The sequence below is a fragment of the Brevibacterium album DSM 18261 genome, assembly GCF_000426445.1.
Classification (GTDB): Bacteria; Actinomycetota; Actinomycetes; order Actinomycetales; family Brevibacteriaceae; genus Brevibacterium; species Brevibacterium album.
In genome coordinates this window covers 572,290-589,653 of the sequence record NZ_AUFJ01000009.1, presented here as the reverse complement: position 1 = coordinate 589,653, position 17,364 = coordinate 572,290, and the positions used below count along the sequence as shown (strand labels likewise).

The 17,364-nt window shown below is 71.2% G+C and carries 14 protein-coding genes and 3 tRNA genes; 6 read left to right on the top strand and 11 right to left on the bottom strand.

Features of this window, described 5'->3' with window-relative positions:
* Positions 1–135 precede the first annotated feature (135 nt).
* The 3 genes from K318_RS0102745 to K318_RS0102735 all read right to left on the bottom strand — a co-directional run bounded on the left by K318_RS0102745 (position 136) and on the right by K318_RS0102735 (position 484).
* A tRNA-Phe gene (locus K318_RS0102745) sits at positions 136–208 on the bottom strand.
* 86 nt (positions 209–294) lie between these two features.
* Positions 295–368: transfer RNA gene (locus K318_RS0102740), tRNA-Asp, on the bottom strand.
* Between the two features lie 43 nt (positions 369–411).
* Positions 412–484: transfer RNA gene (locus tag K318_RS0102735), tRNA-Glu, on the bottom strand.
* A 124-nt stretch (positions 485–608) separates the two neighbouring features.
* Here K318_RS0102735 and K318_RS0102730 point away from each other — a divergent pair.
* Together K318_RS0102730 and ybaK are read left to right on the top strand one after the other, a co-directional pair.
* The gene (locus K318_RS0102730; RefSeq protein ID WP_029088339.1) at positions 609–968 is read left to right on the top strand and encodes a metallopeptidase family protein; all 360 of its coding nucleotides are present in this window, start codon (positions 609–611) and stop codon (positions 966–968) included.
* Between the two features lie 255 nt (positions 969–1,223).
* Complete coding sequence (gene ybaK, locus K318_RS0102725) at positions 1,224–1,721, top strand: Cys-tRNA(Pro) deacylase (RefSeq protein ID WP_029088338.1); 498 nt, start codon at positions 1,224–1,226, stop codon at positions 1,719–1,721.
* A gap of 20 nt (positions 1,722–1,741) precedes the next feature.
* Here the strand turns inward: ybaK and K318_RS0102720 are convergent, their stop codons facing one another.
* Complete coding sequence (locus tag K318_RS0102720) at positions 1,742–2,371, bottom strand: IMPACT family protein (RefSeq protein WP_029088337.1); 630 nt, start codon at positions 2,369–2,371, stop codon at positions 1,742–1,744.
* A 211-nt stretch (positions 2,372–2,582) separates the two neighbouring features.
* On the opposite strand from K318_RS0102720, the gene K318_RS0102715 reads away from it, so the two are divergent.
* The 3 genes from K318_RS0102715 to K318_RS0102705 all read left to right on the top strand — a co-directional run bounded on the left by K318_RS0102715 (position 2,583) and on the right by K318_RS0102705 (position 6,251).
* The gene (locus K318_RS0102715) at positions 2,583–3,932 is read left to right on the top strand and encodes an aspartate aminotransferase family protein (RefSeq protein ID WP_029088336.1); all 1,350 of its coding nucleotides are present in this window, start codon (positions 2,583–2,585) and stop codon (positions 3,930–3,932) included.
* Between the two features lie 50 nt (positions 3,933–3,982).
* Positions 3,983–5,212 carry a cation:proton antiporter gene (locus K318_RS0102710; protein ID WP_029088335.1) on the top strand — a complete coding sequence of 410 codons (1,230 nt, stop codon included), beginning with the start codon at positions 3,983–3,985 and terminating at the stop codon, positions 5,210–5,212.
* Between the two features lie 217 nt (positions 5,213–5,429).
* Complete coding sequence (locus tag K318_RS0102705) at positions 5,430–6,251, top strand: GOLPH3/VPS74 family protein (protein ID WP_029088334.1); 822 nt, start codon at positions 5,430–5,432, stop codon at positions 6,249–6,251.
* A 37-nt stretch (positions 6,252–6,288) separates the two neighbouring features.
* Here K318_RS0102705 and K318_RS0102700 read toward each other — a convergent pair whose 3' ends face one another.
* From K318_RS0102700 to K318_RS0102685, 4 genes are all read right to left on the bottom strand, one after another.
* A complete protein-coding gene (locus tag K318_RS0102700; RefSeq protein ID WP_029088333.1) occupies positions 6,289–7,920 on the bottom strand; it encodes an amidohydrolase in 1,632 nt (543 codons plus the stop codon).
* A 152-nt stretch (positions 7,921–8,072) separates the two neighbouring features.
* Entirely contained in the window at positions 8,073–9,881 is a 1,809-nt protein-coding gene (locus K318_RS0102695; RefSeq protein WP_029088332.1) for a thiamine pyrophosphate-dependent enzyme, read from the bottom strand.
* Between the two features lie 389 nt (positions 9,882–10,270).
* Positions 10,271–11,665 carry an MFS transporter gene (locus K318_RS18895; protein WP_084499529.1) on the bottom strand — a complete coding sequence of 465 codons (1,395 nt, stop codon included), beginning with the start codon at positions 11,663–11,665 and terminating at the stop codon, positions 10,271–10,273.
* A 240-nt stretch (positions 11,666–11,905) separates the two neighbouring features.
* Positions 11,906–13,093 (bottom strand): MFS transporter, encoded by a 1,188-nt coding sequence (locus tag K318_RS0102685; protein WP_029088331.1) that lies wholly within the window; start codon positions 13,091–13,093, stop codon positions 11,906–11,908.
* A gap of 210 nt (positions 13,094–13,303) precedes the next feature.
* On the opposite strand from K318_RS0102685, the gene K318_RS25400 reads away from it, so the two are divergent.
* Positions 13,304–14,230: a lysophospholipid acyltransferase family protein gene (locus K318_RS25400; protein ID WP_245579737.1), complete on the top strand. Its 927-nt coding sequence runs from the start codon at positions 13,304–13,306 to the stop codon at positions 14,228–14,230.
* A 53-nt stretch (positions 14,231–14,283) separates the two neighbouring features.
* Here K318_RS25400 and K318_RS0102675 read toward each other — a convergent pair whose 3' ends face one another.
* The 3 genes from K318_RS0102675 to K318_RS0102665 form a co-directional block, all read right to left on the bottom strand.
* Positions 14,284–15,453: an alcohol dehydrogenase catalytic domain-containing protein gene (locus K318_RS0102675; protein WP_029088330.1), complete on the bottom strand. Its 1,170-nt coding sequence runs from the start codon at positions 15,451–15,453 to the stop codon at positions 14,284–14,286.
* Between the two features lie 179 nt (positions 15,454–15,632).
* Entirely contained in the window at positions 15,633–16,208 is a 576-nt protein-coding gene (locus K318_RS0102670) for a hypothetical protein (protein WP_156913744.1), read from the bottom strand.
* 194 nt (positions 16,209–16,402) lie between these two features.
* A complete protein-coding gene (locus K318_RS0102665; RefSeq protein ID WP_035280203.1) occupies positions 16,403–17,098 on the bottom strand; it encodes a LysE family translocator in 696 nt (231 codons plus the stop codon).
* Positions 17,099–17,364: the final 266 nt, after the last annotated feature.

The window sequence follows — 17,364 nt, the reverse complement described above, 5'->3', positions numbered from 1 at the left end:
AACCCGCGACCTCCGCCGTGACAGGGCGGCGCGCTAACCAACTGCGCCACAGTGTTGTGGTTCGCTGCACGGACGGGATGCCAGGATCTTCCGTGCGACACGAGAAACCCCCGGCATCCCGGGGGAATCTGTGCGTGGCTCCGACCGGCGTCGATCCGGTGACCTTTCGATTTTCAGTCGAACGCTCTACCAACTGAGCTACAGAGCCATATTCATTTGTGCTGGACTCTCTCCAGCGCGTGAGCCTCCCCGTGAGGGGCGGAAGGGCTTCCGAGGAAGACCTTCCATGCTCCGCGACCCTGACGGGACTCGAACCCGCGACCTCCGCCGTGACAGGGCGGCGCGCTAACCAACTGCGCCACAGGGCCATATTCTGTTGTGCCTGACGAGTGCGAGCACCCATCGTACACGCACCCCCAACGGGATTCGAACCCGTGTCGCCGCCGTGAAAGGGCGGTGTCCTAGGCCACTAGACGATGGGGGCCCAGCAGTCCGCCGCCGGGACGGCTTTCGACCTCCGTAAGCTTAGCCCAGCGGTTCTGCGGAACGCAAAGCCTCCCCGCGTGATCCTCCTCACCGGCCTCCGGCTCCTCAGTAGACTTCATGGCATGGAGCACGGTGAGATCAGCGACGCGGAGTTCGACCTCCTCGTGGACGAGGCCCTGGAGGACGTGCCCGCCGGCGTGCTCGAATACGCGGACAACGTCGCCTTCTTCGTGCAGGACGATCCGCCGCCGGAGACCCCGGAGCTGCTGGGCATCTACGACGGCGTGCCGCTCACAGAGCGCGATTCCGGTGCCTTCAGCTTCGTCCCGCCCGACACGATCACGCTCTTCAAGCACCCGCTCATCGCCTACGCCGAGGATCGCGAGCACCTGCGGGAGGAGATCCTCGTGACCATCGTCCACGAGATCGCCCATCACTACGGGATCGAGGAGGATCGGCTCCACGAGCTCGGCTGGGGGTGAGGCGGTGCCGACGATGCGGCTCGCCTTCCGTCTGCGCCGGCGCGCGGCCGCGTGCGCATCGCCGGGCGCGCACACGAGCCGCACCTCTGCGTGAGGGAGCTCACCGCGCGTGGCCGGTGAGAGCACAGGAGCCCTTGAGTGCTGGTGAGGGCGGGAGCGCCCGGGTGCGCGCGGCCCCGGGGCATGCCTGCGTCCGTGACGGGCCGGGTCGCAGATTTCGCGCGTCGTCGGGGAATCTCGTATCGTGTCGGCATCATGTCCCGTCAAACCAAGGTCGCTGCAGCCACTCCGGCAATCCGGGTGCTCAGCCTCGCAGGCGTAGAATTCTCCGTGCACGAGTTCGAGCACGATCCCGCTGCCCGCCGGTACGGCAGTGAAGCCTGTGAGAAGCTGGGCATCGAACCGCCGCGTGTCCTCAAGACCCTTCACATCCTCGTCGACTCAGCTCCGGTCAATGCGCTCGTGCCCGTCTCGGGGCAGCTGGACCTCAAGGCCCTCGCCTCGGCTGCGGGCGGCAAGAAGGCGGTGCTCGCGGGCATCGCCGAGGCCGAGCGCCGCACCGGCTACGTCACCGGCGGCATCAGCCCCGTGGGCCAGCGGGCCTCGCTTCCCCTCTGCATCGACGAGTCCGCGCTCGAGCACTCCACCGTCTTCGTCTCCGCCGGCCGCCGCGGCCTCGAGATCGAGCTGCGCCCCACGGACCTCGTCATGATCACGAACGCCACCGTCGCGAGGATCGCCAACCTCGACTGAGGGGCGGGGCCCGGCACGGCTCAGGTCGGCACCCATACGCTCTCGCCGGCGGTGGCCCCGGCGCTGCCCGCGCTCACATCCGCGACGGTGCGCAGGCCCGCATCCAACTCGTCCGAGGGCACGAGGAGGGTGAGGTCCACCTCTGCCCCGTACTCGGCCTCGGCGCCCCAGCCGGCCGCCCGCGCCGCGCGCTCGAGGGCGGCGGCCAGCGCGTAGTCGACCGTCATGCGCAGAGGTGTGCGTTCGGCGAACGTCACCGTCCGGGCCGCATTCGCCGCCGCCGAGGCCGCCTCGCCGTACGCGCGCACCAGCCCGCCCGCGCCCAGCAGGGTGCCGCCGAAATACCGCGTCACGACGCACAGGGCATACGTGAGCTCCCGGCCCGTGAGCACATCGAGGATGGGAGCGCCCGCCGTGCCGGCCGGTTCGCCGTCGTCGCTGAAGCGGCGCGTGCGCGCATCCGGACCGAGGACGAAGGCCGTGCAGTGATGACGGGCCTTGGGGTGGGCCGAGCGCCGCTCGGCGATGAGCGCCCGCGCCTCCTCCTCGGCGGCGACCGGGGCGATGAGGCCGAGGAAGCGGGAGTGCTTGATCTCGATCTCCGCCTCCGCGGGTTCCAGGAGCGTCCGGTACTGCTGCGTCGGGGCCATCCTCCGAGCCTATCCGCCCGCCCCGCCGGCAGAGAGCGCACCTCGCGGAATCCCGGGCCGTCCCGGATCGTGTCGGAGATGTGCTTTCGCCTCAGGGGCGGGCCTATCCTGGGGCCATCCCAGAACCCCTGTGCGCAGGCGACAGCGCGCCGGAGTCCCGTCAGGGCATCCGTCGCAGTGCACCATGCCGCAGACCAGAAAGGAAATCGCAGTGCTGGAATTCAACGAGGAAGAGCTCGAGCAGCTGCGCGCGGAGTCGCAGCGCGCCTACGACCTGGACCGTGCGCACGTGTTCCACTCGTGGTCGGCGCAGAAGCAGATCACGCCCATGGTGGTCTCCCGTGCCGAGGGCTCGTACGTCTACGACGGCGAGGGACGTCCCTTCCTCGACTTCTCCTCGCAGCTCGTGAATACGAACATCGGCCACCAGCACCCCAAGGTGGTCCAGGCCATCAAGGACCAGGCCGATGTGCTGTGCACCATCAACCCGGCGCACGCCAACGACCAGCGCTCCGAGGCCGCCCGCCTCATCTCCGAGCGCCTGCCGGAGAGCCTCAACCACATCTTCTTCACCAACGGCGGCGCCGATGCGGTCGAGCACGCCGTCCGCATGGCGCGCCTGCACACCGGGCGGCGCAAGGTCCTCTCCCGCTACCGCAGCTACCACGGCGGCACCGAGCAGGCGATCAACATCACCGGCGATCCGCGCCGCTTCCGCAACGACTTCGGCGATGCCGGAGTGGTCCACTTCTTCGGTCCGTTCCTCTACCGCTCGGAGTTCGACGCGACCACCGAGGCCGAGGAGACCGAGCGCGCCCTGAAGCACCTCCGCCGCACCATCGAGCTCGAGGGGCCGGAGACCATCGCCGCGATCATCCTCGAGTCGATCCCCGGCACCGCGGGCATCATGATCCCGCCCAAGGAGTACATGCAGGGTGTGCGGGCGCTCGCCGACGAGTTCGGCATCGTCTACATCGCGGACGAGGTCATGGCCGGGTTCGGTCGGTCCGGCCGGTGGTTCTCCTTCCAGCACTTCGATGTGGTCCCCGACCTCGTGACCTTCGCCAAGGGCGTGAACTCCGGCTACATCCCGCTGGGCGGCGTGGCGATCAGCGATGCGATCTACGACTCCTTCGCGGACGTCGCCTACCCCGGCGGGCTCACGTACTCGGGGCACCCGCTGGCCTGCGCCTCGGCGGTCGCGACCATCAGCGCGATGGAGGACGAGGGCATGGTGGAGAACGCCGCGAAGCTGGGCGAGGAGGTCGTGGGGCCGCGTCTGTGCGCCATCGCGGAGAAGTCGTCGATCGTGGGCGAGGTGCGCGGCACCGGCATGTTCTGGGCGATCGACCTGGTGAAGGACAAGGAGACCCGCGAAGAGCTGGCACCCTACGGCGGCGCCTCCCCGGAGATGAACGAGGTGGTGGGCAGGCTCAAGGCCGGCGGCATCCTCCCGTTCGTCAACTTCAACCGCCTCCACATCGTGCCGCCGCTCAACATCACCGCCGAGGAGCTCAACGCCGGCCTCGACGTGTACGAGCGTGTGCTGACGGAGGTCTGAGGCGTCCGGCCCGGCTGAGCCGGGCCGGACCGGGCGGTAGCCTTCTTCCCATGGACGAAGGCCACCTCCTCATCGACAACCTGCTCTCCGTGTGGTGGATCGTCCTCGCGGCCTCCGCCGCGCCCGTCTGCGCCCTCATCGTCCGCCGGCATGTGCCGGATGTGGTGTGGCTGCTCGCCTTCGGGGTGCTCGTGGGCCCGCACGCGCTGGGGCTCGCGGAGCAGACCGAGGCCGTGGCCTTCCTGCGCGAGCTGGGCATGGGCTTCCTGTTCCTCCTCGCCGGCTTCGAGGTCAGCACCGCGGACATGCGCGGACGGCAGGGGAGGCACGCGGCGCTCACCTGGGTGATCTGCGCGCTGCTCGGTACGGCCGCGGGCCTCCTGCTCACCCAGGGCGAGGTGCGGGTGGCGATCGTGCTGGGCATCGCATCGACCTCCACGGCGCTGGGCACGCTCCTGCCCATCCTCAAGGACTCCGGTGCGATGGGCTCGCCGCTGGGACGGGCGACCATGATCCACGGCGCCTGGGGTGAGCTGCTGCCCATCGTCGCGATGTCGCTGCTGCTGTCCAGCCGCGGCACCTGGCAGGCGGCGCTCGTCCTCATCGTCTTCGCCGCTGCCGCCGTGGTGACGGTGGCGATGCCCGCGCGCTTCCTCCGGCGCGTCCCGCTCCTGGGCCGTGCGGTGGTGGGCGCCTCGAACACGACGATGCAGACGACCCTGCGCCTGACGGTCTTCGTCCTCGTCACCCTCATGCTGCTCACCGCGGTCCTCGACCTGGACGTCGCCCTGGGCGCCTTCGCCGCAGGCCTCCTGCTCAACGTGCTCTTCGGCGCGCTCGCCCCGGACCACGGTGCGGAGATCGCACACAAGGTGGAGGTCGTGGGCTTCAGCCTCCTCATCCCCGTCTTCTTCGTCACGAGCGGGATGGGCATCGACCTGGGCGCGGTGCTGAGCGAGTGGCCCATGCTCCTGGGCTTCGTGGCGGTCATCGCCGTGGTGCGCGGGCTCGTGGTGTTCTGCCGGGAGAGGTTCACGCACACGCACTCGGGGCTCACGGACGTGCGCGAGCAGGCGGCGCTGGGCCTCTATTCCGCGACGGGCCTGCCCATCATCGTGGCGGTCACCCAGATCGCTGCGTCCTCGGACCTCATCAGCACGGTCACCGCCTCCGTCATGGTCACGGGCGGAGCCCTCACAGTGCTCGTCTTCCCCCTGCTCGCGGGGCTGCTGGTGCGCGGGGGCGCAGCGGAGGGGGATGGGGCCCGGCACCGCGGCTGAGGGCGGGAGGAGCGGCACGGGCAGCCTCCTCCGGTGCGAATCGGTCGTACCCTGCCGCCGCGAGGCCCATACCTGCGCCGGCTGCCTCCTCCCACGCGAAGCGGTCGCACCCCTGCCGCAGTGTGCGGCAGGGGTGCCGTCCGGCCGCCTCACATGAGAGGCTGTCGAGTGACCGGCGCGACCGGCGTCGGTCGCTGCCGGGAGGATGTGAACCGCGATGCTCATCTGCGAAGACCTGTTCCTGCTCCTCACGACGGACGAGGGCGGCACCGAGCCGTGGGTCTCCTACCGCGACTACGGGCTGGCGGCGGGGCTGCTGGCGGACCTCACGCTGGCCGGATGCGTGGACGTGGAGCCCGGCCGGTGGGGGCAGGGGAGTGCGAAGGTGAGCCTCGCGGCGGAGGCGGGCAGCGCCTCGGCGGGAGAGGCCCTGCGCGCCCAGGCGCCTCCGCTGGCATTCGGGCTCGAGGCGCTGTCCGGGCGCAAGCCGACACCGGTGAGCACGCTCGTGACGGCCTCGTGGTTCAATCCGCGGCAGGCGATCGTCGAGGGCCTGGTGCGGCAGGGGATCGTGGACGTCGTGGAGAAGCGCATGCTCGGCCTCGTGCCCGAGAAGCACCCCACCCTGAACCCGCAGCCGGAGGCGGACACCCGTGCCCGGCTGCTCGCCGCGCTGAGAGGCGGGGGAGATCCGGACCGCGGAGGCCAGGGCCCCGGTGGTGCTGACACCAGCGGTGCGGGCATCGGAGGCGCGGGCGGCGCCGGAGCAGGCGGCTCTGGAACGGCTCCCGGCGACGCCCTCATCCTCAGCATCCTCGACAGCCTCGGTGCGGCACCGCGCGTGCTCCGGGACGAGATCGAGACGGCCGGGCTGCGGCGCGGGCAGGTGAAGAAGCGGATCGCGGAGATCGCGGAGGCGCTTCCCGCCGAGGCGGCTGCCGGCGGGAAGGCCGTCGCCTCCGCGATCGCGGGGGTGCAGGCGGCGATCGGCGCGGCGGTGGCCGCCAGCGCCGCCGCAGGAGCCGCCGCCTCGAACTGAGCCGAAGACGAGGCGCCCTCCCCAACTCCCTGCGAGGTCACAGGGCCCAGTGCGTGAACTCCCCGCCCACGGCGGTCGCCAGCACGTCGATGTCGCCGATGCGCGCGGGATCGGCGGTGACGGGATCATCGGCGAGGACGACCAGGTCCGCGACCTTCCCGGCCGTGAGGGTGCCCTTGAAGGAGGAGTGGCCCGAGGCCTCGGCGGCGGTCTTCGTGTACGCGGCGACCGCCTGCTCCGCCGTCAGGCACTCCGCTGCCGAGCCCATGACATCCCCGCCCCCGGTCGCGCGGTCCACGAACGCCTGGATGCCGCGCAGCGCCGTGCCGTCCGCGCACGGGCGGTCCGAGGAGCCGGGCAGCATGATGCCGGCATCGACGAACGATCGCCCGCGGTAGAGCAGCCGCCGGCGATCCTCGCCCAGGGAGCGGTTCATCCCGTCGCCGATGTCGCGGGCGAATGCGGCCTGCGGCGTCACCGCGATGCCGTACCTCGCAAGGGTGGGCAGATGCTCGTCGTGGACCATCGCGGCGTGTTCGATGCGGTTGGGCAGTGTGCGCTGACCATAGGTGTCGATCGCCTCGACGATGTTGGCGACGGCATGGTCGACGGCCAGATCGCCGATCGCGTGCACCGCCACCGACCAGCCCGAGCGATAGGCCTCGAGCGTGAGCCGGCGGAGCACCTCGGGATCGTCCTGGAGGTAGCCGGCGGTGTCGGTGCCCGCGTAGTTCTCCCGCATCGCCGCGGTCTCCCCGCTCATGGCCCCGTCCATGAAGATCTTCACGGGTCCGAAGCTCAGCCGCTCGTCGCCGAACCCCGTCCGCACACCCGTGTCCAGCCCGATCCCGTAGCCGTCCGTGCTGTGCGCCGTGATCGCGTGGAGCCCGTCGGCCATCGGCATGAGCTGTGCGCGGGCGCGGAGCAGCCCCTGCTCGCGTGCGAGCTGGTAGGCGTGGACTTCGATGGGGGAGTGGCCGATCCAGCCGGCGAAGACACCGCATTCGCCGAAGCTCGTGATCCCCTCCCGCGCGTACTGGGCGGTCGCGAGGTCGAGGGCGCCCACGAGCGTCTCGAGCGAGTACGGCCGGATGAGGTCCTGCACGAGGGCCTGGGCGGTCTCCTCGACGAGGCCGGTGGGGCGTCCGTCCTGGTCGCGGACCACGTGCCCGCCCGGCGGGTCCTGGAAGCCCGGCTCGAGGATGCCGGCCAGGCGCATCGCCGCGGTGTTGACGATCGCCGCGTGCCCGGACTGCTGGCGCAGGAAGAGCGGACGGTCACCCGTGATGCGGTCGAGGACGGCGAGGTCCGGGTATTCGCCGCCGTAGTCCCGGTGGCCGTAGCCCGTCGCGTTGATCCACTCCCCGGAGGGCACCGCCGCCGAGGCCGCCTCGAGCTTCGCGTACACCTCCGGCAGGCCGCCCGGCAGCGCTGTGCAGTCGACGCTCGCGAGGGTGAGCCCGTACCAGGCGGTGTGGCAGTGCACATCGTTGAAGCCGGGCAGCACCGCGGCATCGCCCAGATTGAGGCGGCGCTTCGCGTTGAGGCCGCGGACGTCCTCGTCGAAGCCCACGATCCGGCCGTTCCACACGCCCATCGTGCGGGCTGCGGGCCTGTCCTCGTCGAAGGTGCGGATGCGAGCGTTGTCGAGGATGAGATCGAGCATCATGCGCTCACTCTCTCATGGGCGTGGCTGCGGTCACAGGGGAGCGGTCCGCGAAGCGTGCGCGGCGCGCAGTTCGGGCCCGGATATTCCCTTTGACACCCGGCCGTGGCGTGGTGCGAAACGGAGTATGCGGGCACTGGGCGAGCGGATATGCCTCACACCCGCGGTAGCCGCACGTCCGGGTCCGTCCGAATGTGCAGCAGAGCCGGTCCCGGGTGTGCGAGGGCCTCTGTCAGAGCCGGTGCGAAGTCCTCCGCGGTCGCCACGGAGAAGCCTCGGCCGCCGCAGGCCTCGGCCCAGGCGGCGAAGTCCGGGTTCGTCATGCTCGTTCCGGACGGCCTGCCCGGATACTCCCGCTCCTGGTGGCCCACGATGGTGCCGTAGACGGAATTGTCGTCGACGATCACCGTGATGTTCGCGCCCTCGTGCACCGCGGTGGCGAACTCCTGCCCGTTCATCATGAAGCAGCCGTCGCCGGCCAGTGCGATGACCGGGACCTCGGGCCGTGCCAGTGCGGCGGCGACCGCGGCGGGCGTGCCCATGCCCATTGCGCCGTTCTTGGGCGCCAGCACCCGGCAGCCGGCCGTGAGCGGCCAGTACCGCAGCGCCCATGCGGAGTAGTTGCCCGCCCCGTAGGCGAGGACGAACTCCTCCGGCAGCACGTCCGCGGCCTCCCGGTAGGCGCGGTCGCGGTCGAGGAACTCCGGGCTGCGCTCGCCGCCCGTCACCGTGGTCCGCCATTCCTCGTAGCGGGCGCGGAAGGGGGCGAACCACGCGTCCGAGGCGGAGCCCGGGGACCCGGCTGACACCGCCTCAGGTACGGAACCTGCTGCGGGTCCGGCCGAGCCCGCCGCACCCGCGGACCCAGCTGAACTCGCCGTCGTACCTGCCTCTGCGGATCCACCCGTGCTCGCGGGCACAGACGCTTCAGCACTGGAACCCTGCTCCAGCCCCACCGCCAGCGCTGCGACGAAGTCGTTCACGTCCGCCGTGATGAGTGCGTCCAGCGGCCCGAAGTGCCCGTGCGCATCCGGGTCCGGGCCCACCACCACGGTGCGCGCGGGCGCGGTGCCGATCGTGTACGAGGCGCTCATGACGTCCGAGCGCACGCCGCCCAGGTAGAGCTGCAGATCGGCGGCGTCGAAGGCCTCGCGGGTGCCGGCGAAGCTCGAATACCCCAGCGGGCCGAGGAAGGTCTCGCTGCGATGGTCCACGATGTCATGGGCGCGGAAGTCCGCGACGATGCCCGCGCCGTGCGACCGTGCCCAGGCGGCCAGCGCCGCACCGGCCTCGGGCGTCCAGCCCTCGCCTCCCACCACGACGACGGGACGGGAGGCGGCGGCGATGGCGGCCTCGACCTCGGCGATGTCGGCAGGTGAGGGAGCCGGTGCCGCCACCGGCCGAGGCGGTGCCACGGGAGAGGCCGTGAGCTCGAGCAGGCGCTCCTCCGGCAGGCCCACGACGACGGGGCCGGGCCTGCCCGAGGCCGCGGTGTGGAAGGCGTCTGCGACGATCCGCGCGGCCGAGTCCGGGTCGTCGACGATGAGCACCTTCTTGGCGGTGGAGCCGAACCACGCCGCGATGTCGAACTCCTGGAACGCCTCGCGGCCGCGCTGCTCCGTGGGGATGAGCCCGGAGAACAGGACGAGCGGCGTCCTGTCCTGATAGGCGGTGTGCACCGCGATCATCGCGTTCGCCGCCCCCGGCCCGCGGGTGACCATGGCGACGCCGGGCCGGCCGGTGAGGCGGGCCTCGGCCAGCGCCATCCAGCCCGCACCTCCCTCCTGCCGGCACACGACGGTGCGGACGGGGGAGTCGTGGAGGCCGTCGAGCACGTCCAGGTAGGACTCACCCGGCACGCAGTAGACCCGCTCCACCCCCTGTGCCTCGAGCTGGCGGACGATGAGATGGCCGGCCGACCGGCGAGCCCCGGTGCTCGTGTCTGCGGGTGTGACTGCGCTCATATCCCACACCTATCACGCGGTGCGGACACGGGGGAGGGGCGGTCTGCGCACCGGGACGGACGCTGCTGGTCTCTGAGGTCTCTGCGCGTCTGCCGCTCCACGTATGTGTATTCTGCGCATCTGCTCGCTGCGCTGCTTCGCGTATGTGCTGCCCTCTCTGCGCGTCTGCCGCTCCACGTATGTGTATTCTGCGCATCTTGACGGGTCGAGGCGCAGTTCGCACATACCTTCCAGGAAGGTCCGCGCTCACGTATGTGCTGAGTGCGCGTCCGCGCGGGGGAAGGCGCAGCCAGCACATACGTGGAGGAGCGCCAGCCAGCGCAGGTGCGTCGGCCTCCGCAAGCGAGCGCAGGCGCATCAGCCGCAGCAGAAGAGCGCCGCCTGCCGCATCAGTGCCGGAAGCCGGGCAGGTCCTGGCTCATCCGCGGCGCGAGGATCCCTGCGACCGCTGTGAAGGCCGAGACCGCGACGAGGAGGGTCGCCGCCGGCCACCAGTGGCTGCCCGCGGCCGCCACCATCGCAGTGGTCAGCAGCGGGACGAAGCCGCTGAGCATCCCGGCGGTGTTCTGCGCGAAGGCCACGCCGGTGAACCGCGTGCTGGCGGGGAAGAGGCCGGTGAGCACCGTCCCGGAGGCGGCATAGGGGAAGGACAGCGCTGAGACTGCGACCGTCATGCCTGCGATGACGAGCACGGCGCTGCCGCTGTCGATGAGCAGGAAGGCCGGGAAGGCGAGGACGGCCGAGGCGACGCCGCCCCACAGCACCACCCGGCTGGCCCCGAAGCGGCCTCCCAGCCTGCCGCCGATGATGAGCACCGGGATCTCCACCGCAGCGGCGAAGAGGGTGCCGAGCAGCATCACCTGATCGGAGTGGCCCAGCACGTTGACGCCGTACCAGACCACGAACGTCGTCACGAGGTAGAAGGCGCCCACGCCCAGGAGGGCAGCGGCCATGCCGACGATGATGTGCTTCCAGGACTCGCGCAGGGTCGTCGAGACGGGGGCCTTGACGATCTCATCGGACTCCATGAGCTCCTGGAAGACGGGCGACTCGTCGAGCCGGCTCCGGATCCAGATCGCCAGCAGGAGCATGGGGACGGCCGCGAGGAAGGGGATGCGCCAGCCGAAGGAGTCGAAGCTGTCCTGCGAGAAGAAGAGGGCGGCGAGGAAGAACCCGCCGGAGGAGAGGATGGTGCCGATGGGCGAGCCGATCTGCGGGATCGCGGCGTAGCGGGCGCGGTGCTCGAGCGGGGCGTTCTCCACGACGATGGTCATCGCCCCGGCCCACTCGCCGCCCACGAACAGCCCCTGCACCACGCGGAGCAGCACGAGCAGGACGGGCGCGGCGATGCCGATCGCCGCATACGTGGGCAGCATGCCGATGAGCCCGGTGACGATCCCGATGCCAACGATGGTCACCATGAGGGTCCGCCTGCGGCCGATCCGGTCGCCCATGCGGCCGAAGAACATGCCGCCCAGCGGCCGCGCGACGAGCCCCACGCCGAACGTCGCGAACGAGGCCATCGCGGCAGCCGCCGCATTCTCGTTCGTGAAGTACTGGACGTTGAAGACCAGCGCCGCGGCGGCACTGAAGAGGAAGAAGTCGTACCATTCCATCGCCGTGCCGACGAGGGCGCCGATGGTGACCTTGCGCGCCTCTGCCGCCGTGAGGCCTCGGGCGGCACCGGCCTCGAGCCCGGCAGGGGAAGGGTTCGAAGCGCGGTCGGCACCGGACCCGGGGTCCGGCCGTGGGTGCGGGGCGGGTGAGCTGTGCGGATCGCTCATGAGTGGGAGCTCCGTGCGGACGACATCGGTGTGCGGGCGCGGCCGTGCCGACCCGCTCCGACTGTAGACCTCATTCGGACCGAGGAGAAGGGCTGAACAGAAGGAAACCTGCAGGGAAGGCCCGTGCCCACGTATGTGCGTTCTGCGCGTCCGCGCGGGAGAAGGCGCAGCCAGCACATACGTGGAGGAGCGTCAGCCGCGGCAACAGCGCCAGGTGCATCAGCGCCGGCAGCAGCCCCTTCAGCCCACCTCGACGACGGAGCGGCGGCGCCCGCGGCCCAGGCCGATCGCCACCAGCAGCACGGCGGTGCCCGCGAGCGCCAGGAGCACGCCGGCGGCCGAGGGTGCGCGGTAGCCCCAGCCGGCGGTGATGACGAGTCCGCCCAGGAAGGCGCCCAGCGCGTTGGCGAAGTTGAACGCCGCATGGTTCATGGCCGCGGACATGTTCGGGGCCTCAGCGGCCTCCCGGAGCAGGCGCGCCTGCAGGCCGGTGGTGAACAGGCTCATCGCGATGGCGTTGAGGAACATCACCGGCAGCACAATGTACCAGAGGTGCATGAAGATCGCCATGACGGTGAGGAGCACGGCCATCGAGAAGACGCCGATGAGCGCGGACCGGTCGATCGAGCGGTCGATGCAGGGGCCGGCGATGAGCGAGCCCGCCGTCATGCCGCACCCGTAGAGCACGAGGACCCACGGCAGGAGGCCGGGCGAGATGCCGGTGACCTCGATCATGGTGGGCGTGATGTAGGTGTAGAACGCGAACGCCCCGCCGAAGCCGATCGCTCCGGCGAGCAGCGGCAGCCAGATCTGCGGACGCGCCATCGACTTCAGCTCCAGCCGTGCCGAGGCGCCCTGCTTCGACGGCACCGCAGGCAGAAAATACAGGAGTCCGATCATCGTGATCAGTCCGATGACGGAGATGACGAGGTATGCCGAGCGCCAGCCGAAGTGCGTCCCCATCCAGGTCGCCGCGGGCACGCCCACGATGTTGGCGATCGTGAGGCCCAGCATCGTGCGGGCGATGGCGGTCCCGGACTTCGCGGGCGGGACGAGGCTCGCGGCGACGACCGCGGCGATGCCGAGGGTCACGCCGTGCGGCAGGCCGGTGAGGAACCGGGCGAGCAGGAGCGTGGGCAGGTTGAGGGCGGCCATCGTGAGGAGGTTGCCGAGGGTGAAGATCGCCGCACACAGGAGCAGCAGACGCTTGCGGTCCATGCGCGAGGTGAGTGCGGTGAGCAGGGGCGCCCCGGCCACCACGCCGATCGCGTAGGCGCTCACGCCCCAGCCCGCCTGCGGGTTCGTGATGCCGAGGTCCTCGGCGATCCACGGCAGGAGGCTCATGGAGGCGAACTCGGTGGTTCCCACCGCGAAGCCTCCGGCGGCCAGAGCCGTGATCGCCAGGGGCGTGGAGCGGGCACGGGACATGGCGGATCCTCACGGAAGGCGACGGGAGGGCTATGAGTCTAGGGCGCGGGAGGGCCGTGCGGACAGCCCCGGGCGGGCGCCGTGACAGGTCTCACGCGAGAGGCGGAATCCGCGGAGGGAGCGTTCAGGTGGTTACCATGATCCATGTCGGACGCCCGCGCGCAGGCTCGCGCGTGTGAGGATCACCCAGTGAGGACCGCCTAAGACGATATGAGCGAAGAGACCGAGTCACAGCACGGCGCGCAGCCGGAGACCAGCCGGGACGACAGCACCGAGGCTGAGCATCGGACGGTTCCCGCTGGAGCGTCCGGTGGCGAGGCGGGGGAACCCGCCGCGGCCTCGGCGGAAGCGCCCGCTGGTGAGGACACCTCCGGTGGGGAACACGGCGGTGGGGAAGCCGCCGAGACGGCAGGCGGCAGGGAGGCCGCGGCCCCCACGGCTGCCGAGCTCGCCGTGGAGGAGGAGAGCTCCTTCAAGTACCGCACCGCGCGTTCGGTCTTCCGCGGCTCGATCAGGGCGGCGCACCGCCCGGTGATTACGGGGGCGATGAACGTGCCGAAGACCGGTCCCGTCATCATCGCGAGCAATCACCGCTCGTTCGCGGACTCGATCTACCTTTCGGCCCTGTCGCCCCGGCGCGTGAGCTTCATGGCGAAGGCCGAGTACTTCGACGGGAAGAACCTCGGCAACCGGCTGGTGGGCGGCTTCATGCGTTCGGTCGGGGCGTTTCCCGTGGAACGCGGATCCACGGCCGCGGCGGTGAAGGCGCTGGAGACGGGCGAGGAGATCCTCCGGGCCGGCGGCGTGTTCGGCATCTACCCCGAGGGCACGCGCAGCCGCAACGGTGAGATCGGCGAGGGCAAGACCGGTGCCGCTGAGCTCGCGATCCGCACGGGTGCGACGATCGTGCCGGTGGGTCTCGTGGGCACGGAGGACGTCATGCCCGTCGACGCCCGGTTCCCGCAGCCCAAGAGCTTCTCGATCACCTTCGGCAAGGCGATCCCGGCCCCTGCGCGCCAGCATCCCGCCGGACGGCAGCGGCGCGAGCTCACCGAGCAGATCATGGACGCCATCCGCGCACTCGTCGCCGAGGCCGAGGCCGAGCGCGAGGCCCACAGGAGCCGCCGGCGCCGCTGAGGCCCCGGTTCCCGGTCCTCAGCGGTGTGCTGCCGGGCGGGCGCGAGACCCGCTCAGTCCTCGAAGAGGATGACCTGCCGGACCGCGCGGCCCTCGGCCAGGGAGTCCAGTGCGCCGTTGATGTCCTCGATCCCGATGCGCTCGGAGATGAGCTCCTCGACGGGCAGCCGGCCCTCGCGCCACAGGCTCTCGTAGACGGGAATGTCGCGGCTGGGCACCGCGGAGCCCAGGTAGGAGCCGATCACGGTGCGGGCCTCGGCGGTGAGGGTGAGCGGGGTGATCGTCGATCGGGCGTCCGGTGCGGGCAGGCCCACCGTGACTGTGGTGCCGCCCACCGCGGTGGCCCGGAATGCGGTCTCGAAGGCGCGCGGGTGGCCGGCGGCCTCCACGACGACGGGGGCCTTCACCTCCTGTGCTGCGACCTCCTCCGGCGTGAAGACCGCGTCCGCGCCCAGCTCCGCGGCGCGGGCCAGCTTGTCAGGATTCGCATCCACGCCGATGACCCGGCCCTTCCCCAGGGAGACGGCCGTGATGAGCGCGGCCATGCCCACGCCGCCGAGGCCCACGACCATGACGTCGTCGCCGTCCTCCGGCTTCCCCGCGTTGATGACCGCGCCGCCGCCGGTGAGCACGGCGCAGCCCAGGACGGCGGCGATCTCCGGCGGCACGTCCTCGCCCACCGGCACCACCGAGCTGCGGTGGAGCACGGCATGCGTGGCGAAGCCGGACACGCCGAGGTGGTGGTGCATGACCGCGCCCGAGGCGGTGGCAGCCCCCGGGGCAGGTGAGCCGGTGGTCGTGTCTGAGTCTGAGTCCGAGGCCGGGTGCAGCCGGATGTGCCCGCCCACCAGCGTGCCCGCATTGTTGACGGCGGAGCCTGGGGTGCAGGGGAGCTTGCCGTCCGTGAGGCAGGCGGCGCACTCGCCGCAGCGGGGGAGGAAGACGGTCGAGACCTGCTGGCCGGGTTCGAGGTCGGAGACGTTCTCGCCCACCTCCTCGACGATGCCCGAGGCCTCGTGTCCCAGGAGCATCGGGACGGGCCGCGGGCGGTTGCCGTCCACGACGGAGAGGTCGGAGTGGCAGAGGCCGGCGGCGCGGACGCGGATGAGGACCTCGTCGGGGCCGGGTGCGTCGAGCTCGAGGGTCTGCAGTTCGAGGGGCGCGGACTTCGCGTAGGGCCGGGGCCGCCCGATCTCTGTCAGCACTGCTCCGGTGATCTGCATGGCGCTGCTCCTTGTGCGAGGCGGAATGGGGCCGGCGGCGCGGCCGCGGCGCTGGTCGGGACGTCTGTCATCTCAGGCCGTGCGGGACCACGGCAGATGCGGTCGCTGGGCCCATCATAGGGCTCCTGCCCGGCGCGCCCGGGTGTGTGCGCCGTGTGCGCGGACGCCGCACTGACCCGTCACCCGCCTGCGCGCCTGAGCCTGCTGCGGCCGACGATCCAGAGGATGAGCCCCACGAGCCAGACGGCGCCGAAGAAGAGGCCGCCGAACACCGCGGCAAGTGTGCCGAACACGCCGAACACGATCCCCTGCGCATCGACGGGCGGGGCCACGAGCGCGTCCTGGACGGGCGCTCCCGTCGCGGACGTGCACGTCACGGTGTAGGTGCCCGAGGCGCCCGCATGGAAGCCGCCCTGCGAGCGGTACTGCGTGCCCTCGAAAGTGAAGGAGGAGCTCAGGTGCGTGCGGAGGCTCTGCGGATCGGGCCCCTCGACCTCGCAGCGGCTGTCCGCCTCGTCCCCGGGGAAGTAGTAGAGCAGCGTGTCGCCGGCCTCGGCGTGCACCTGGGCTGAGCCGTCGATGCGCACCGCCTGATCGGCGGTCTCTCCCAACCCGCGGAAGTTGAGGACGGCGACGAGTACGCCCACGGCAAGCACTGCGAGGAGCAGCGCACCGCCCAGCCAGAAGAGCAGCATCCCGACGGCGCGCATGCGCTTACCGGGGAGCGGGACGGGGCGTGCAGCGGGGTGCGACATGTCCCCAGGATCGCAGACGGCGCCTCAGCGCGGCAGAGTGCGCATGTGGTCGATCCGCAACGTCGCGGCAGCCGGATCGGCTGTCCCCGGATCAGCTGCCCGCCGTCGCGGAGAGGACGCCGCTGGGGAGCGCGCATCGGTCAGCCGGAGTCGGCGCGCGGGCAGGACCTCGTTGCCGCGGGTGCCTGCCGGTCTCACCCTCCGGCGAGCAGGAACCCGCCGATGCCCACGAGGCTCGCACCCGCCACCGCCTCGGTCCGGCGCGCGACCGCAGGCCGCTGGAACACGCTGCCCAGGCATGCGAGGAAGGCGACGAGGAGGACGTACCAGACGAGCGCGATCGCCACGAACACGCCCGCGAGGACGAGGTGACCGGAGACCGGCCCGAGCGGGCTGAGCTCGAACTGGGGGAACAGGGAGAGGTAGAACGCCGCGAGCTTGGGGTTGAGCAGGTTGGACAGGAGGCCCTGGCGGAAGCTCCGCCCGCGCGAGGAGGTGGGCGTCACCGCGCTGACCAGCTCGATGGCGCTGGTGGCCGGCTCGGTGCCGTCCGCTGCGGTGCCGGCTGCGGCCTCGGCGGCACGGGCCTTCGCCTCGCGCCGCAGCCGCAGGTACGAGCGGAACGCCTGGACGCCCAGGAACAGGAGGTAGACGCCGCCGGCGATCTTCACGGCGGTGAACACGCCGGAGAAGTTCAGCAGCAGTGCCGTGACTCCCAGCGCCGCGGCCGTCGCGACGACGGTGTTGCCCACCATGATGCCGGTCGCGGTCCAGAGCGCACCGGAGCGCCCGGCCTTCGCTGCGTTCTTCAGCATGAGCATGAGATCCGGGCCGGGGACGATGAGGATGACGACGGTCGCCAGCGCGAAGGCGAGCAGCTGTTCGGTCACGGCGGGTCCTCTCGGGAGCAGGCGGGCAGGAGGGAGGCCGGGCGCGGGGAGCGCGCAGGTGCGGGAGTGCAGAGTGACAGGGTGATCGCCGAGGCGAACCGAGTCGGGCCCCGGCGATCCTAGACGGCGGAGGGTGTTCTGTCATGCGTGTGTCCGGCCCGCGGGCACACAGTAGGTGCCCGCGGGTGCTCATCAGGCAGACGGCTGCTGCGCGCTGATAGGTTTGCCGCAGCACGGGCATCGGCGCATACCATGGAAATCGCAGG

Excerpts from the sequence above, each read along its gene's own strand:
- K318_RS0102705 (WP_029088334.1), top strand. The coding sequence starts at position 5,430 with ATGCTCATCTGCGAAGACCTGTTCCTGCTCCTCACGACGGACGAGGGC.
- K318_RS0102675 (WP_029088330.1), bottom strand. The coding sequence starts at position 15,453 with ATGCAGATCACCGGAGCAGTGCTGACAGAGATCGGGCGGCCCCGGCCC.
- K318_RS0102695 (WP_029088332.1), bottom strand. The coding sequence starts at position 9,881 with ATGAGCGCAGTCACACCCGCAGACACGAGCACCGGGGCTCGCCGGTCG.
- K318_RS0102700 (WP_029088333.1), bottom strand. The coding sequence starts at position 7,920 with ATGATGCTCGATCTCATCCTCGACAACGCTCGCATCCGCACCTTCGAC.
- K318_RS25400 (WP_245579737.1), top strand. The coding sequence starts at position 13,304 with ATGAGCGAAGAGACCGAGTCACAGCACGGCGCGCAGCCGGAGACCAGC.
- K318_RS0102685 (WP_029088331.1), bottom strand. The coding sequence starts at position 13,093 with ATGTCCCGTGCCCGCTCCACGCCCCTGGCGATCACGGCTCTGGCCGCC.
- K318_RS0102670 (WP_156913744.1), bottom strand. The coding sequence starts at position 16,208 with ATGTCGCACCCCGCTGCACGCCCCGTCCCGCTCCCCGGTAAGCGCATG.
- ybaK (WP_029088338.1), top strand. The coding sequence starts at position 1,224 with ATGTCCCGTCAAACCAAGGTCGCTGCAGCCACTCCGGCAATCCGGGTG.
- K318_RS0102720 (WP_029088337.1), bottom strand. The coding sequence starts at position 2,371 with ATGGCCCCGACGCAGCAGTACCGGACGCTCCTGGAACCCGCGGAGGCG.
- K318_RS0102710 (WP_029088335.1), top strand. The coding sequence starts at position 3,983 with ATGGACGAAGGCCACCTCCTCATCGACAACCTGCTCTCCGTGTGGTGG.
- K318_RS18895 (WP_084499529.1), bottom strand. The coding sequence starts at position 11,665 with ATGAGCGATCCGCACAGCTCACCCGCCCCGCACCCACGGCCGGACCCC.
- K318_RS0102730 (WP_029088339.1), top strand. The coding sequence starts at position 609 with ATGGAGCACGGTGAGATCAGCGACGCGGAGTTCGACCTCCTCGTGGAC.